The following is a 15,857-nucleotide window of genomic DNA, read 5'->3' as shown; positions in this document are numbered from 1 at the left end:
CGGGCTGCGACTGACAGGTGTTGGGACGGGCGGGCGACGGATGGCTGGGGCGGCCTGGCACGGACCATGGGAGCCTCTTGGGAGATGTCGCCGGCGAGACTACGGTAAAAAATCGTATCTGGCAACTCCCGGGAGAGGCCGGGATGTGGTGTCCTCAGGGCTTGATGTAGGCGTAATGCTCGCGATTTTGCAATTGCCCGATACGCACCACGCCGGAGGGCGTGAAATCGGCGTCCATGATGAACTTTTCCTTGGCGATCTTGCGGTTGCGCAGCGTGATTTCGCAAACCTCGAAGCGCACGCCGCGCGCCTTGAGCGCGCTCACCAGGGAGGCGTAGTCGATGTTGGCGTTCTTCGGGTCCTTGGCGCCTTCCATCAGGAAATCGATGCCTTCTGCGTGGGTGACCACGATGATCTTCGTCTCGGGCGCCACGTCCAGGTGGTTGCGCACGTTGCGCAGGCCCTTGGTCGCCTGCGTGGTCCAGTTGTCGATGTGGTAGACGACCTTGTCCACACCGTCGGACTTGCCCTGGGCCAGGGCGCCCGAGGCGGCGATCAGCATGCCGCCGGCGATCAGGCTGCGGCGAGCGGCGGTGTTGCGGTTGGAATTTTTCATTCCATTGCTCCGGTTCTCAGTAGAAGCGGAAAGGGTAGCGCGAAATGGTCCTTCGTGCCCATCGTTCCGACGCGGGTTGGTGCTCTCTACAATGGGTCTTCATGGCGTGCGTCCATGCACTGATGACCCGGCCTGACCCGGTGCCATGCGGGTCCATCGGGAGGCATCGGGACGCAGCGGCGGGTGCGGTCAACGCAAATCGAGCGGAGACGACATGACGAATGAGTGGAACACCTTGCTCGGGCAACTCGGCCAGCGCCTTGGCATCGAGGGCTTGCAGGCCGACGACCAGGGCTATTGCGCCCTGTCCATGGACGATGGCTGGGTGCTGCATCTGGCGCTGGTGCCCGCGCGCCAGGGCGTGCAATGCATGGCCGAGCTCGGGCCGATTCCGGTGCACGACCGCGAGACCATCCTGGCGCGCATGTTGCATGCCAACGCCTTGCTGGCCGGCACGGACGGCGCGGCGCTTGGCCTGGATGCGGCGCGAAATCAGGGCGTTCTCACGCTGGAGGCGGCGCTGGCCGCGCTCGATGCAGCCACGCTGGAAGCGATGCTGGAGCGCTTCGTGTTGCAAACCGAACGCTGGCGAGGCTGGTTGTCATCGCTTGCGCACGGGCAGGGCGTTGCGGCGACCGCGAGCACGGCACCGGGCGATGGCCTGGCTCACCACTGGGTGCGCGGATGAGCTGCACGTCGCAGCCGGGAGGGTTGTGATGGCCACGGGAATCGAAGGGTTTCGCCAGGTCGGCCAGACCACGGCCGAGCGGGTGCTGGTGCAGACCGGCGACATCGTCGGCACCAGCCGAAGCGGGCTGCTGGGGCGGCTCGCCGGCTGGATCACCGGCAGCACGGCGCGGGACAATCGCGACGCGCACATGGCGCTGCGCACTGCGGTGGTGGCGGAGTACGGCGCCGAAGGCGTCCAGGCCTTTCGCGGTCTTGGTCTGGAGCAGCGCGCGTTGTCCGGCCGACGGCTGAACGCCGAGCATGTGCGTCAGGTCATCGACACCGCCGCGCGCCTGAACGCGCTGGCGGGGCCGCGCGCCGCGGTACTCGATGGCATGGGTGCGCTGCCCGCTCGTTCCGACGCGCTGGCCATGGCGGTAGTCAAGCTCGGGCTGCTGGGTGAGGGCAGTGTGCGCATCGGCGATCATCCGGTCGAGCTGTGGGCCGCCAAGGACTTGTCGCAGCGCACCAATGAGCTGGATTTTTATCAGGTCAGCGCGCAGATCCTGGCGCTCGATCAGGACCGCGATACCTTTCTTCAGACCATCCCGGCCGGGCAGCGCGCGCTGGTGGGGCGGCGGCTTGACCAGGCCGTGGACATCGCCCGCACCTGCGCGGCGCTGCAGGGGGACGGCTTCAAGGCCGATTACGCCCAGGGGCTCACGCGCCACATCATGGGCATCCGCGATGCCGGGCTGGTGCAGCGCTTCCCCACCGGCATGCAATGCCCCAAAGGTCAGGAGACTGCGGGCGCGCTGCGCGATGAAAACGGGCGCAGCTTTGACCACTGCCGGGGCAGCGGCTCGCACGTCGTGCATCTGGACAAGTACATGCGCGAGCAAGGCCTGAGCCAGAAGGCCATCGCCCGCTGGGGCTCCGATCAGGCGGGTGATTCATGGTCCCAGGGTGCCAGGGCGCTGAAGTACCTGCTGGCGCAGCAGCGCGATGTCGGGCTGGACGCCTACTGGATGGGTCAGGGCTACAACCTGCCGAGCGAAACGACGCCCAAGCAGGTGGAGCAGCATTACCAGGCGCAGGTGGATCGGTTCTGCCGGCGCTGCAGCGTGACGCCGCAGCAGCTGCTCGGCTCGGTGCAGACCTGGCATGCGCTCAACATGGAGTTTCTGGCGCGCGTGGACCTGCCCGGCAACGACCGTGGCGCCAAGACCATGACCATCTACCGCACCGAATCCGACGTGGCGATGCACGCGAGCTTTGAAGCCGGTCTTCAGCCCGGGGGCACGGTCACGCTCAAGCGCGGACCGGCGGAATCGGGCTCGCTGCTGGCACCGGTGTCGGTGTTCGGCAGTCATGTCACCACGCAGCAGGTGCCGCACCACCGCATTTTTGCCGGCTACTACTTCGAGCGCTCGCCGGGCGCCGGGGGTGGCACCTTCCTGACCAACTCGGAAAAGGAAGTGCTCTTCATGCCCCAGGGCATTGCCGCCACCTACCAGGGTACGTCGGCGCCCGTGGCTCCGGCCTACGATGATTTGTTCTGATTGCTTGCGGGAGACAGGGTGATGAGTCTGAATGTCGAGCGCGCCGAACTGGTCGAGGTCGATGGCCGTCCCGGGTTGCGTCTGGTCATCGACGGCGCCGTGGCCTGGGTGTACGAGCCCAAGCGCAGCCTGCTGGACCTGGGCTGCGTCGTGCTGGTGGACGACATCGCCGCGCCGGCCGGCTGGGATGCTCGCCTGCCACCCGTGCAACTGCCGGCCGATGCGCAGACCGGGCGCGCTGCGCTGGAGCTGGAGGGTGTGACCCAGGATGCGCTGGTGGTGGGGCTGGCGCGCAGCTTCTGGAATCTGTGCAACGGCCACGGCCGCTTCGCACCGCGCACGATCGACGTCGCCGCGGCGCGCGCGCGCCTGCCCGCGCCGTGATCGGGCGGTCACCCGGGCCGCAAGCGTTTTGGCCTCGGATCGCGTTTGCTACACTGTCACGCATGTTCATCCATCGCGCGTTTGTTGCAGGTCTGAGCGACCGGGGAGCCTGGCCCTGGCGTAGCTGCATGCTTGTTTGCTGAACGCACTCTGGCACCGCCCAGGGTGCCACCGCAGCCTTTGCCCGTGCCGGGCGCAAGGCCTCCATCGAGATGAACCCGGCGGTTCACACGCACGCGCCGCCGGACCTGGGAGATCCCCGTGATCACTGAACTGGAATTCAAGAGCCTCGCCGCCGAGGGCTACAACCGCATCCCCCTGATAGCGGAAGCCTTTGCCGACCTGGAAACCCCGCTGTCCCTCTACCTCAAGCTGGCGCACGGCTCGGGGCAGGGCGCGAACAGCTTTCTGCTCGAATCGGTCGTGGGTGGCGAACGCTTCGGCCGCTACAGCTTCATCGGCCTGCCGGCGCGCACGCTCTTGAGAGCCAGCGGCTTTGGCAGCGCGGCCACCACCGAGGTGGTGACGGACGGCCGGGTGGTGGAGACCCATGCGGGCAATCCGCTGGACTTCATCGCGCAGTACCAAAAGCGTTTCAAGGTGGCACTGCGCCCCGGCCTGCCGCGCTTTTGCGGCGGCCTCGCGGGCTATTTCGGCTACGACGCGGTGCGCCATATCGAGAAGAAGCTGGAGGGCTCCTGCCCGCCCGACCAACTCGGCTGCCCCGACATCGTGTTGCTGCAGTGCGAGGAGGTGGCCGTCATCGACAATCTCTCGGGCAAGCTCTACCTCATCGTCTACGCTGACCCGGGCCAGGGCGAGGCCTACGCACGCGGCAAGAAGCGGCTGCGGGAGCTGAAGGAGCAGCTCAAGTATTCGGTCAGCGCGCCGCGGGTGGTGGCCAGCGAGAGCTACCCGACCGAGCGCAGCTTTGCCAAGCGGGATTACATCGCGGCGGTGGAGCGGGCCAAGGAGCTGATCGCCGCGGGCGACTTCATGCAGGTGCAGGTGGGCCAGCGCATCCACAAGCGCTACACGCAGTCGCCGCTGTCGCTGTACCGCGCGCTGCGTTCGCTCAACCCTTCGCCTTACATGTATTTCTACGATTTCGGCGACTTCCAGGTGGTGGGCGCGAGCCCCGAGATTCTGGTGCGCCAGGAGAAGGTGGAGGGCGGCACCAAGATCACCATCCGCCCGCTGGCCGGCACACGTGCGCGCGGTGCGACGCCCGAGAAGGACCAGGCGGCCGAGCAGGAGTTGGTGAGCGACCCGAAAGAGCGTGCCGAGCATGTGATGCTGATCGACCTGGCACGCAACGACATCGGACGCATCGCCCGTGTCGGCAGCGTCAAGGTGACCGAGGCCTTTGCGGTCGAGCGCTACAGCCATGTCATGCACATCGTGAGCAATGTCGAGGGCATGCTGCTGGACGGCATGGGCAGCATGGAGGTGCTCAAGGCGACGTTCCCGGCGGGCACCCTGAGTGGCGCGCCCAAGGTGCATGCGATGGAGCTGATCGACCAGCTCGAACCCACCAAGCGCGGGCTCTATGGCGGCGCCTGCGGCTATCTGAGCTATGCGGGCGACATGGACATGGCGATCGCGATCCGCACCGGCATCGTGAAGGACGGTGTGCTCTACGTGCAGGCCGCGGCCGGTGTGGTGGCCGATTCGGTGCCCGAGCTCGAATGGAAAGAGACGGAAGCCAAGGCGCGCGCGCTGCTGCGTGCGGCCGAGCTCGTCGAGGAGGGGCTCGAATGAAACTCTTGATGATTGACAACTACGACAGCTTCACCTTCAACCTGGTGCAGTATTTCGGCGAGCTGGGGGCGCAGGTGGAGGTGGTGCGCAACGATGAAACCAGCCTGCAGGACATTGCAGCGCGCGCGCCCGAGCGTCTGGTGATCTCGCCCGGACCGTGTTCGCCCCGGGAGGCGGGCATCTCGGTCGATGCGATCCGCCACTTCGCCGGAAAAATCCCGCTGCTGGGCGTGTGCCTGGGTCACCAGGCGATAGGTGAGGCCTTTGGTGGCGAGGTGGTGCGCGCCGGGCAGCAGATGCACGGCAAGACGAGCGTCATCACCACCGATGAAAAAGGCGTGTTCGCCGGGCTGCCGCGGCAATTCACCGTGAACCGCTATCACTCGCTGGTGATCGCGCAGCCGACGTTGCCGCAGTGCCTCGTCGTGACCGCAACCAGCGAGGACGGCGAAATCCAGGGGGTGCGCCACCGCGAGCTGGCGGTGGAAGGCGTGCAGTTCCACCCGGAGAGCATCCTCACCGAGCATGGTCATGCGCTGTTGCGCAACTTTCTTGATCAGCGCTGAAATTTTGGTCAAATCAAGCTCAAACGCCCAACCAACGGGCGCAAGCAGCTATCAAAGGAGAAGTTCATGAATGCACCCATTACCCCGCAGGAGGCGCTGCAGCGCACCATCGAGCACCGTGAGATCTTCCACGACGAAATGCTCCATTTGATGCGCATGATCATGAGCGGCGAGCTCTCGCCGGTAATGACCGCGGCCATCATCACCGGCCTGCGCGTGAAGAAGGAAACCATTGGCGAGATCACCGCCGCTGCGCAGGTCATGCGCGAGTTTTCCAACAAGGTGCATGTGGCCGATACCACGCATCTGGTGGACGTGGTGGGTACCGGCGGTGACGGCGCAGGCTCCTTCAACATCTCCACCTGCTCGATGTTTGTCGTGGCCGCGGCAGGCGGTCGCGTCAGCAAGCACGGCGGGCGCGGGGTGTCGAGCAAGTCCGGCAGCGCCGACGTGATGGAGCAGCTGGGCGTGAACATCAACCTCACGCCCGAGCAGATCGCGCAGTCGGTGGCCGAGGTGGGCATAGGCTTCATGTTCGCGCCCAACCACCACCCGGCAATGAAGAACGTGGCACCGGTGCGCCGCGAGATGGGCGTGCGCACGATGTTCAACATCCTCGGGCCGCTGACCAACCCGGCGGGCGCACCCAACATCCTGATGGGTGTGTTTCACGAGGATCTGGTCGGCATCCAGGTGCGAGCGCTGCAGCGCCTGGGCGCCGAGCACGCGCTGGTGGTCTACGGCCGCGACGGGCTCGATGAAATCAGCCTGGGCGCGGGCACGCGCGTGGGCGAATTGAAGGACGGCGTGGTGCGCGAGTACGAAATCCACCCCGAGGACTTTGGTTTGCGCATGGTGGGCACCCGGGCGCTGAAGGTGGAGACCCCGCAGGAATCCAGGGCCATGCTGATGGGTGTGCTCGCGGGCGAGCATGGTCCGGCACGCGACATCGTGTGCTTGAACGCCGGTGCCGCGCTCTATGCGGCCAATGTCGCCAGCAGCATCGCCGATGGCCTGGCGCGGGCGCAGGCGGCGATCGACAGCGGCGCGGCGCGCGCACGGCTCGAGCAGCTCGTCGCCTTCAGCCAGCGGTGCGCGGCATGAGCGCGCAAATGGCTTCGGACATTCTGCAGAAGATCTGCGAGGCCAAACGCGAGGAAGTCGCTGCGGCCAGCAAGCGCATGCCACTGGCGGTCATGCGCGCGGATGCAGAAAGCCGCGTGCTCACGCGGGATTTCGTCGGCAGCCTGCGCACCAAAATCGCTGCCGGTCAGGCCGCGGTGATTGCCGAGATCAAGAAAGCCAGCCCGAGCAAGGGTGTGATTCGCGCAGACTTCGTTCCCGCCGACATCGCGCAAAGCTATGCCGAGGGCGATGGCCAGATCAGCGCCGCCTGTCTTTCCGTGCTGACCGACAGGCAGTTCTTCCAGGGCCAGCCGGATTACCTCAAGCAGGCGCGTGCCTCCTGCGGGCTGCCGGTGCTGCGCAAGGATTTCATGGTCGACGCCTGGCAGATCTACGAATCGCGCGCCATGGGCGCGGATTGCGTACTGCTCATCGCCGCCTGCCTCGACGATGCGCAAATGGCGGAGATGGAAGCCATCGCGCTGCAGCTGGGCATGGCGGTGCTGGTGGAGGTGCACGACGGCCCCGAACTGGAACGCGCCTTGCGCCTGAAGACGCCGCTGGTAGGCATCAACAACCGCAACCTGCGCACGTTCGAGGTCAGCCTGCAGACCACTTTGAGCCTGCTGGCGCAGGTGCCGGCCGATCGTTTGCTGGTGACGGAATCCGGAATTGCCACGCGCGAGGATGTGGCCACGCTGCGCGATCGCGGAGTGCATGCCTTTCTCGTCGGCGAGACCTTCATGCGCGCGCCGCTGCCGGGCATGGCATTGGCGCAGCTCTTTGCCTGAAGTGCGGGCGCGGCCAGCAGGGTGAGTGGCTGCGCTGGCAAGGCGCAAAAAAACACACCTGATGCTCGCGTACGCGAGAAAAACCGTTTTATCCTGTTTCCTGGAGCCGTTTGGGTTCTGTCGCCAAGGCGCTTGCGTCTGATTTGACAGCTGTTGACAATTTGATACATGCCGCGCCAGCCGCGATCCTCCCAACGCCAGCGCCACGGAGAAATGTCCTGGCTGCTGCTGGCTTGGCTCATGCTGGGAGTGTTGCTGGTGCTGATGTTGTGGCAGACGCACCGCCAGATCGAGGCGCGCGAGCGTGACGTGCTGGAGCAGCAGGCGCAGGTGCTGCGTCAGCAGATGCAGGTGGACATTCGCATGATCTACCTGGGCCTGGGCAAGCTGATGGAACGCTTGCCCGACTGGCAGCAGCGCACCGACGGAGCGCAGGAGCTGCAATGGCAGCTGCAGACCCTGGAGGCTGCCGTTGGCGGTGTACGTTCGGTGAGCGTGCTGGACGCCGACGGAATAGTGATTGCCTCCAGTCGCTCGCAACTGGTGGGCCTGCGCTCCGCTACGCGCGATGATGCCGTGCGCCGCCGCTCCTCTTCTTCGGATTTTTTGCTCGTCAGCACACCCATCGTGGGCGCGCTGGGACGACCCACGGTCATTCTCTCGCGTGCGCTGCGCGATGCGCACGGCGCCTATGGTGGGGCCGTTGCTGCCTCGATTGAAGTGGACGAGCTGCGCGCCAGTTTTGAAGCCGTGCGTTATGCGCACGACATGATCGCAAGCCTCATTCATGGCGATGGCAACCGTGTTCTGGCGGTACCCGTCGGGACGGATGAGTCGCAGATGGGCACTGCGGGGACCGCATTCGCGCAGCACCAGGAGAGCGGGAAAGCCAGCAGCGTGCAGCTGGGCACGATGCGCCCGGGCGGCAAGCAGCGACTGGTGGCACTGAGCACGCTGAGCACGCTGGGCCCCGGCGATGCGCTGCCGCTGGATCGCCCGCTTGTGCTGGCGGTCGGGCGTGATTGGCAAGCCATGTTTGCGCCGTGGCGCCGGGAGTTGGTGGTGGTGCTTGGCGCCTACCTGCTGACGCTGCTGGTGGCCGGTGGCGGCATGCTGTCGGCGGGCCGGCGCAGCCAGCTGGCGGAGCGTCAGCGCGCCCAGGTGCAGGCCGAGGCCGAGCGTCTGCACCAGATGCTGGAGCGGCTGCCGGAGAACGTGCCCGGCATGATTTACCAGTACCGCCTGGACGCCGATGGCAGCAGCCGGTTTCCCTATTCCACCGAGGGGGTGCGCGAGATTTACGGGCTTGCGCCCGAGGCCGTGCGCGAGGATGCATCGGCGGTGCTGGCCCGCTTGCACCCGCGGGATCTGGACAGGGTGCTGCAGGGCATCCAGGAATCGGCGCGAACGCTGGGTGTCTGGGAGGATGAATACCGCGTCTTGCTGCCCGACCGAGGCTTGCGTTGGGTGCATGGCATTGCGCGTCCGCAGCGCGTCGAAGCAGGCGGCGTGCTTTGGCATGGCTATATCCACGATGTGACCGAGCAGCGCCAGGTGCGCGAGCGGCTGGACCGGCTGCTGCGCAACGTGCCGGGCGCCCTGTTCCAGATCCAGCTCCATCGCGATGGCAGCAAGCGTTTCCCTTATGTGAGTGCCGGCGTGAAATCGGTCTATGGCCTCTCCCCGCAAGAGCTGTACGAGGATGCGGGGCGCCTGCAGGCGCGCATCCATCCTGAAGATCTGCCTGAGTGGCTCGCGAGCACGGTGGTTTCGGCGCGCGACCTCTCCCTGTGGGAGCAGGAATTTCGCGTGCGGCTGCCCGAGCGTGGCGAGCGCTGGATCCATGCCATTGCGCAGCCCGAGCGGATCCATGATGACGCCGTGCAGTGGTATGGCTATGCCTACGATGTCACCGAGGCCAAGCAGCAGCAACTGCGGCTGGAAGCGACCGAGCGCCAGTTGCGCGAGCTGGCCTACGTGGATGGATTGACGGGTGTGGCCAACCGCAGGCACTTCGATGAGCAGCTACAAATCGAGTGGCGCCGCTGCGAACGCAGCGGGCAGCCACTGTCGCTCTTGATGATCGACATCGATCATTTCAAGCACTACAACGACCAGTATGGCCATCAGCAGGGCGATGGCTGCCTGCAGGCCGTGGCGGGGGCACTCAGAACGGTGCTGGGGCGCGCTCACGACCTCGTAGCGCGCTATGGTGGAGAAGAGTTCGTCTGTCTGCTCCCGGAGGTCGATGCCGCCGGAGCACTGTCCGTCGCGGAAAGCCTGCGCACGGCGGTGCAGGCGCTGCAGCTGCCGCACGCCAGCTCGCCGGTGGCAGGCGTGGTGACCGTCAGCATTGGTGCGGCCAGCGGTGTTCCCCGGGAAGACGGCAAGCCCGCCGATTTGTTGGCGCGGGCCGATGCCAGCCTCTATCGTGCCAAGAGCGAAGGGCGCAACCGCGTGGCACTGGATGGCGCATGACCTTTGGCCGCTGCAGCAAGGGTTATGCCTGACATTTGGCGCCCGGTGTTGGGCGTATGCTTGCGACCCACTGCGACTTGCCAAGTGGTGAAGGGTCATGACGAGAACTGCCTTTGTCTGGGACGAAAGCTTTGCCACCGGCCTGCCCGAGGTGGACGGACAGCACCGGGAACTCATCAACCTCTTCAATGAGCTGGGGCTGACGCTGTTCGTGCACGGCGTGCAGGACGAAGGGCCGCTGGTCGATGCCTTTGGCCGCATGCTGCGTTACGTCGAATCGCACTTTGCCGAAGAAGAGGCGCTGATGCGCCGCATGGGGGTGGACTCGCGTTACGTCACCAGCCATCTGGCGGCGCATGCACAGTTTCTCGAGCATTTGCAGATGCTATGGAGCCAGCGCGCCAGCCTGCCGGATCTGCGGGTCACGCTGACGGAATTCCTCGCCTCGTGGATGGCGCTGCATATCCTGGGCTCGGACCAATCGCTGGCGCGCCAGGTGCATGCCATCGAGCGGGGCAGCACGCCCGCTCAGGCATTCGAGGACGAGGGTGAACCGCGTGACGCCGGCACCGGGGTGCTGATCGAGCTGGTGGGCCGCCTGTACAACGCCCTGGCCAACCAGAACCGTCAGCTGGTCTTGATCAACCAGCAGCTGGAAGAGCGCGTGGCCGAGCGCACGCGTGCGCTGGAGGAAGCCAACCAGGCGCTGCGCGCCATGGTGCGCACCGATGGGCTGCTGGGCATTGCCAACCGCGCGCATTTCGATGAACGCATCGAGCAGGCCTGCAGCCTGGCCTGGCGCCAGGAGCGGCATGTGGGTCTGTTGATGATCGACCTGGACCACTTCAAGCGCTACAACGACTGGTATGGCCATCGCCAGGGTGACATCTGCCTGCAAATTGTGGTGCGCGCCGTGGCCAGCGTGCTCAAGCGCGACACCGACCTGCTGGCACGTTACGGCGGTGAAGAGCTGGCGGTGATCCTGCCCGATACCGACCGTGAAGGCAGCGTCGCCGTGGCCGAACGCGTACTGCAAGCGGTGCGTGCCTTGCAGCTCAACCATGCAGATTCGCCGGTGGCGCCGTATGTCACCGTCAGCATCGGCGTGTGCAGCCGGGTACCCGCACCAGCCGATCCCAGCCGCGGCGGCTCTGGCGCCGCGGGGTTGATTGCCTGCGCCGATGAAGCGCTGTACCGCGCCAAGGGTGAGGGGCGTGATCGCAGCGTCCTGGCAGAAAAAGCAGTGAGATTTCAGGCTGTAGCGTAGTCCTGATAAACGTGTCAAGCTCCTGTTTTGTGAGCTTGCGCGCTTGTGCGAGCCAGCAGCGTGGCGTCGCCATAGCTGAAGAAACGGTAGCGCTCGGCGATGGCGTGGCGGTAGAGCTGCATGGTGTGTGCATAACCGGCAAAGGCGCTCACCAGCATCATCAGCGTGCTTTTGGGCAAATGGAAATTGGTGATGAGCAGGTCCACGACCTTGAAGTCGAAGCCGGGTGTGATGAAGATGTCCGTCTCGCCTTCGGTGCGGCCGGTCAGCGCCAAGGATTCGAGCGTGCGCACCGTGGTGGTGCCTATGGCCAGCACGCGCCCGCCGCGCGCGCGGCAGGCTGCGATGGCGTCCAGGGTCGCGGTCGGCACCTGGTACCACTCGCTGTGCATGTGGTGCTCGGCAATGGTTTCGGTCTTGACCGGCTGGAAGGTGCCTGAGCCCACATGCAGCGTGACGTGCGCGGTCTGCACGCCGCGCGCGGCGAGCGCTGTCATCACCCCGGCGTCGAAATGCAGCGCCGCTGTCGGCGCGGCCACCGCGCCGGGCTGGCGCGCGAAGATGGTCTGGTAGCGCTCGTTGTCTTCGACTTCGTCGGGGTCGTGCCCGCCGTCTTGGTGGCGTTCTATGTAGGGCGGCAGCGGCAGGTGGCCGTGGCGCTGCATCAGCTCCCAGGGCGATTCGTCCGCCGCTCCCGTGAGCCGCAGGCGAAACAGCGCGCCCTGCGCGTCGGGCCAGCGCCCGAGCAGCTGCGCGTCAAAGCCGCCCTGCTGCCTGCCGCCCGCAAAGTGCAGCACGGCGCCGGGGGCCGGCTTCTTGCTCACCTTCATGTGGGCGATGACTTCGCCCTCTTGCAGCACGCGCTCGATCAATAGCTCCACATGGCCGCCGCTGGCCTTGTGGCCAAACAGCCGCGCCTTGAGTACGCGGGTGTCGTTGAACACCATCAGATCGCCGGGTGCGAGCAGCTCGGGCAGGCTGCGGAAGATCCGGTCCGCGGGTGGCCAGCTGCGGCCGTCGAGCAGGCGCGAGGCGCTGCGCTGGGGCGCCGGGTGCTGGGCGATCAGTTCGGGCGGCAGGTCAAAGTCGAAGTCACTGAGCGTGAAGGTATGGGGGGTCTTGTCAGGCATGGGATGGGCGCTGGAGTGTGCGCCACTGCAACAGAGGGTCAGCGTGCGATTGTCGCGCCGTCGGTCTCGCTCCAGAGCCGGTGCAGGTCAGGGAAATTCCATTGCGCCGGGTCTTCGCGCCCGATGATTTTTTCGCCACAGCCAGGATCGGACAGATCCAGTGTTTCAGGCGAAATCCGCAGGCCGCAGGAGAGCGAGAAAAACGCCCTGACGCGGGGCGCGAGCAAGGTGCCCGGCGATTGTTCGAGCACGATCGCCAGATGTCCCGAGCTCAGCCGCACCAGCGACCCCGTGGGGTAAATGCCTATGCATTTGACGAAGGCCTGGAAGAGGCGGCTGTCAAAGTGCCCCTTGGTCCATTCGGCCATGCGCCGCAGCGATTCCGAAGGGTCCCAACCGGCCTTGTAGGGGCGGTTGGAGGTGATGGCGTCGTAGACGTCGCAAATCGCGTTCATGCGAGCGAGCAGGTGGATGTCGCCGCCCGTCAGGCGGTGCGGATAGCCGGTGCCGTCGATCTTCTCGTGGTGGTGCAGGCAGGCGTCGAGCACCTGCGGCGCCAGGCCGGAAGTGCGCAGCATCTCGTGGCCGAGCGCGGGGTGGCTGCGCATGGTGTCGAATTCCTCGTCGGTCAGCGCGCCCGGCTTGTTGAGGATGGCATCGGCGATCCCGGCCTTGCCCAGGTCATGCAACAGGCCTGCCATGCCGGCTTGCTGCACCGTGGTCTCGTCCAGCCCGAGCTGGCGCGCCAGCGCAACCATCAGCGCCGATACCGCCACCGAATGCAGGTAGGTGTATTCGTTGGCCGTCTTGAGCCGCGCCAGGCTGATGAGCGCGCCGGGGTTGCGCGTGAGCGAGCCGGAGATCTCCTCGACCAGTGCAGAGGCGTTGCGCGCATCGACCGCCTGGCCCATGCGCGCCTCCTGGAACATGGACATCACGGCGGTTTTGGCCGTACTGCAGATGGTGCTGGCGCGCTGCAATTCCTCGGTCATCGTCGCGGGGCCAAGGTCCGCGCGGCGCGGCGCGGATGGCATGGCGGTCAGCTCGGCGGGCCCGGTATCGATGCTGGCGAAGGTGCTGTCGATGGCCTCGTCTGCCTGGCTGCGCGTGATCGCTGGCGCATCCAGGGCCACGTCCAGGCCTTTGTCGGTGTCTATCCACACTTCCTGGATGGAGCTGTCCTGAATGCGCCGCAGGTCCTGATCGCTCTTGAGCAGAAAGCGCGTGCGCCAGAACGGATGTTCCATCCACGAGCCACAGAACTCGTGGATGAACATGCCTTGCGAGAGGTGGCTGATATCTATGCGCTTGAGCATGAGGGTGTGGCAGCGGGCAAGCGCATGGTAGCCTCTTTGCGTGGACAAGTTACCAGCTGTTTCACATAAATTGACAAAACCGAACCAGAGCCCGGCGCAGCGCGCGCTGGCCAAGCTTGGCTTGGTGCGCGACATCGACCTGGCGCTGCACCTGCCGCTGCGCTATGAGGACGAGACACGCATCACGCCGATCAAGAACGCCCGCGAAGGCGAGGTGGCGCAGATCGAGGGCGTGGTGGTTGATTGCAGCGTGCAGCTGCACCCGCGCCGCCAGCTCGTGGTGGTGCTGGACGATGGCACCGGGCGTTGCGAGTTGCGGTTTTTCAGCTTCTACCCCTCGCAGCAGAAAAGCATGGTCGTGGGCGAGCGGCTGCGAGCCCGTGGCGAGCTGCGCGGCGGCTTCTGGGGGCGGCAGATGCTGCACCCGGCGTTTCGCAAGGCCGAGGGGCCGTTGCCAACGGCACTCACGCCGGTGTACCCGAGCACGGCACAACTGCCGCAGCCCTATCTGCGCCGCGCGGTGGCGATGGCACTCACGCGTGTGCGGCTGGATGAAACGCTGGCGCCCGATTTGCCGACGCCGCCGCTTGCGATTGATGATCAAAACGGCCGTTTGCGCATATGGGGCCTGCGCGAAGCACTTCTGTTTTTGCACCATCCGGCGCCCGATGTGGCGCTGGCCACGTTGCAGGACCACAGCCACCCCGCCTGGCAGCGCCTGAAGGCGGAGGAGCTGCTGGCGCAGCAGCTCTCGCAATACCAGTCGCGCGCCGAGCGCGCCCGGTTGCGGGCTCCGGTACTGGCGCCCGGCGACGGCGCCAACAGCCTGCACGCGGGGCTGATGGCAGCGCTGCCGTTTGCACTCACCGCCGCACAGCAGCGCGTGGGCGCGGAGATTGCGCAGGACCTGGCGCACCCCCAGCCCATGCACCGCCTGCTGCAGGGTGACGTGGGCGCGGGCAAGACCGTGGTGGCGGCGCTGGCCGCAGCGCGCGCGATGGATGCGGGCTGGCAATGCGCGCTGATGGCGCCCACCGAGATCCTGGCCAGCCAGCACTTTGCCAAGCTGGTGCAGTGGTTGCAGCCGCTGCTGCAGGCGCGCGGGCAATGCGTTGCCTGGCTGGTCGGCGGGCAGAAGAAGAAGGAGCGCGCGGCGGCGCTGGAGTCGATTGCGCAGGGCGCGGCGGCGCTGGTGGTGGGCACGCATGCGGTGATCCAGCAGCAGGTGCAGTTTGCGCGCCTGGGCCTGGCGGTGATCGATGAGCAGCATCGCTTTGGCGTCGCCCAGCGCCTGGCGCTGCGCCAGAAGACGGCCGATGCAGCGATGGAGCCGCACCTCCTGATGATGACCGCCACGCCGATTCCGCGCACGCTGGCGATGAGCTATTACGCCGACCTAGATGTCTCCACGCTCGATGAACTGCCGCCCGGCCGTACGCCCGTGCTCACGCGTTTGATTGCCGACAGCCGGCGCGATGAAGTCATTGCGCGCCTGGCGCAGCAGGTGATGGCAGGCCGGCAGGCCTACTGGGTCTGTCCGCTGATCGAGGAAAGCGAGGCGCTGGACCTGAGCAATGCCACCGCCACCCACGCCGAGCTGGCCGAGGCGCTGCCGGGCGTGGCCGTCGGTCTCCTGCATTCGCGCATGGCGGCGGGCGAGAAGCAGGCGGTGATGGCGGCCTTCAAGGCGGGCCAGACGGCCGTGCTGGTGAGCACCACGGTGATCGAGGTGGGCGTGGACGTGCCCAATGCCAGCCTGATGGTGATCGAGCATGCGGAGCGCTTTGGCCTCTCGCAATTGCACCAGCTGCGCGGGCGCGTGGGGCGCGGCGCAGCGGCCTCGGCTTGCGTGCTGTTGTACGCCACGGGCGAAAGCGGGCATCTGGCGCAGGCGGCGCGCGAGCGCCTCAAGGCGATGCTGCAAACGCACGACGGCTTCGAGATCGCGCGTCGTGATCTGGAGATCCGCGGCCCGGGTGAGTTCCTGGGCGCGCGCCAGTCCGGAGACGCCATGCTGCGCTTTGCCGATCTGGCGCAGGACGGCGCCTTGCTCGATTGGGCACGCGCGGTGGCGCCGCAGATGCTGGCACGTCACCCCGAGCTGGCGCAGGCGCACATCGAGCGCTGGCTCGGCGGGCGGGCGGAATTCCTCAAGGCCTGAGGAATATCAATCCTCGATGCCGAGCCAGGGA

At 66.3% G+C, this 15,857-nt stretch carries 13 protein-coding genes; 10 read left to right on the top strand and 3 right to left on the bottom strand.

What is annotated here, in order from left to right:
- Positions 1-154: 154 nt before the first annotated feature.
- Positions 155-616, bottom strand: a complete 462-nt coding sequence (locus ABS45_RS13870; RefSeq protein ID WP_291556323.1) for a DsrE family protein — start codon at positions 614-616, stop codon at positions 155-157.
- Between the two features lie 214 nt (positions 617-830).
- Here ABS45_RS13870 and ABS45_RS13865 point away from each other — a divergent pair, with 214 nt between their 5' ends.
- From ABS45_RS13865 to ABS45_RS13825, 9 genes are all read left to right on the top strand, one after another.
- The gene (locus tag ABS45_RS13865) at positions 831-1,304 is read left to right on the top strand and encodes a type III secretion system chaperone (protein WP_291556321.1); all 474 of its coding nucleotides are present in this window, start codon (positions 831-833) and stop codon (positions 1,302-1,304) included.
- Between the two features lie 28 nt (positions 1,305-1,332).
- Positions 1,333-2,847: a hypothetical protein gene (locus ABS45_RS13860; RefSeq protein ID WP_291556320.1), complete on the top strand. Its 1,515-nt coding sequence runs from the start codon at positions 1,333-1,335 to the stop codon at positions 2,845-2,847.
- A gap of 21 nt (positions 2,848-2,868) precedes the next feature.
- On the top strand, positions 2,869-3,231 hold the full coding sequence (locus ABS45_RS13855) for a hypothetical protein (RefSeq protein WP_291556319.1): 363 nt from the start codon (positions 2,869-2,871) through the stop codon (positions 3,229-3,231).
- 261 nt (positions 3,232-3,492) lie between these two features.
- Positions 3,493-4,992, top strand: a complete 1,500-nt coding sequence (gene trpE, locus ABS45_RS13850; RefSeq protein ID WP_291556318.1) for an anthranilate synthase component I — start codon at positions 3,493-3,495, stop codon at positions 4,990-4,992.
- Entirely contained in the window at positions 4,989-5,558 is a 570-nt protein-coding gene (locus ABS45_RS13845) for an aminodeoxychorismate/anthranilate synthase component II (protein ID WP_291556317.1), read from the top strand. Before trpE ends, ABS45_RS13845 begins: the two co-directional genes overlap by 4 nt.
- Before the next feature lie 66 nt (positions 5,559-5,624).
- Entirely contained in the window at positions 5,625-6,662 is a 1,038-nt protein-coding gene (gene trpD / locus ABS45_RS13840) for an anthranilate phosphoribosyltransferase (protein WP_291556316.1), read from the top strand.
- Between the two features lie 8 nt (positions 6,663-6,670).
- Positions 6,671-7,474 (top strand): indole-3-glycerol phosphate synthase TrpC, encoded by an 804-nt coding sequence (gene trpC, locus ABS45_RS13835; RefSeq protein ID WP_291556315.1) that lies wholly within the window; start codon positions 6,671-6,673, stop codon positions 7,472-7,474.
- 213 nt (positions 7,475-7,687) lie between these two features.
- Positions 7,688-9,952, top strand: coding sequence for a diguanylate cyclase (locus tag ABS45_RS13830; RefSeq protein WP_291556314.1), 2,265 nt, complete (start codon positions 7,688-7,690; stop codon positions 9,950-9,952).
- A 97-nt stretch (positions 9,953-10,049) separates the two neighbouring features.
- The gene (locus ABS45_RS13825; RefSeq protein ID WP_291556313.1) at positions 10,050-11,219 is read left to right on the top strand and encodes a diguanylate cyclase; all 1,170 of its coding nucleotides are present in this window, start codon (positions 10,050-10,052) and stop codon (positions 11,217-11,219) included.
- A 14-nt stretch (positions 11,220-11,233) separates the two neighbouring features.
- On the opposite strand, the gene queA is transcribed toward ABS45_RS13825, so the two are convergent.
- Positions 11,234-12,349 (bottom strand): tRNA preQ1(34) S-adenosylmethionine ribosyltransferase-isomerase QueA, encoded by a 1,116-nt coding sequence (queA, locus tag ABS45_RS13820; protein WP_291556312.1) that lies wholly within the window; start codon positions 12,347-12,349, stop codon positions 11,234-11,236.
- Between the two features lie 38 nt (positions 12,350-12,387).
- Entirely contained in the window at positions 12,388-13,665 is a 1,278-nt protein-coding gene (locus ABS45_RS13815) for an HD-GYP domain-containing protein (protein ID WP_291556311.1), read from the bottom strand.
- A gap of 70 nt (positions 13,666-13,735) precedes the next feature.
- Here ABS45_RS13815 and recG point away from each other — a divergent pair, with 70 nt between their 5' ends.
- Positions 13,736-15,826, top strand: coding sequence for an ATP-dependent DNA helicase RecG (recG, locus tag ABS45_RS13810; protein WP_291556310.1), 2,091 nt, complete (start codon positions 13,736-13,738; stop codon positions 15,824-15,826).
- The last annotated feature ends 31 nt before the right edge of the window (positions 15,827-15,857 follow it).

Origin of the sequence: Comamonas sp. SCN 65-56 (genome assembly GCF_001724135.1) — a bacterium.
Lineage (GTDB): Bacteria > Pseudomonadota > Gammaproteobacteria > Burkholderiales > Burkholderiaceae_C > Comamonas_C.
This window is presented reverse-complemented; position numbering and strand designations above follow the sequence as displayed.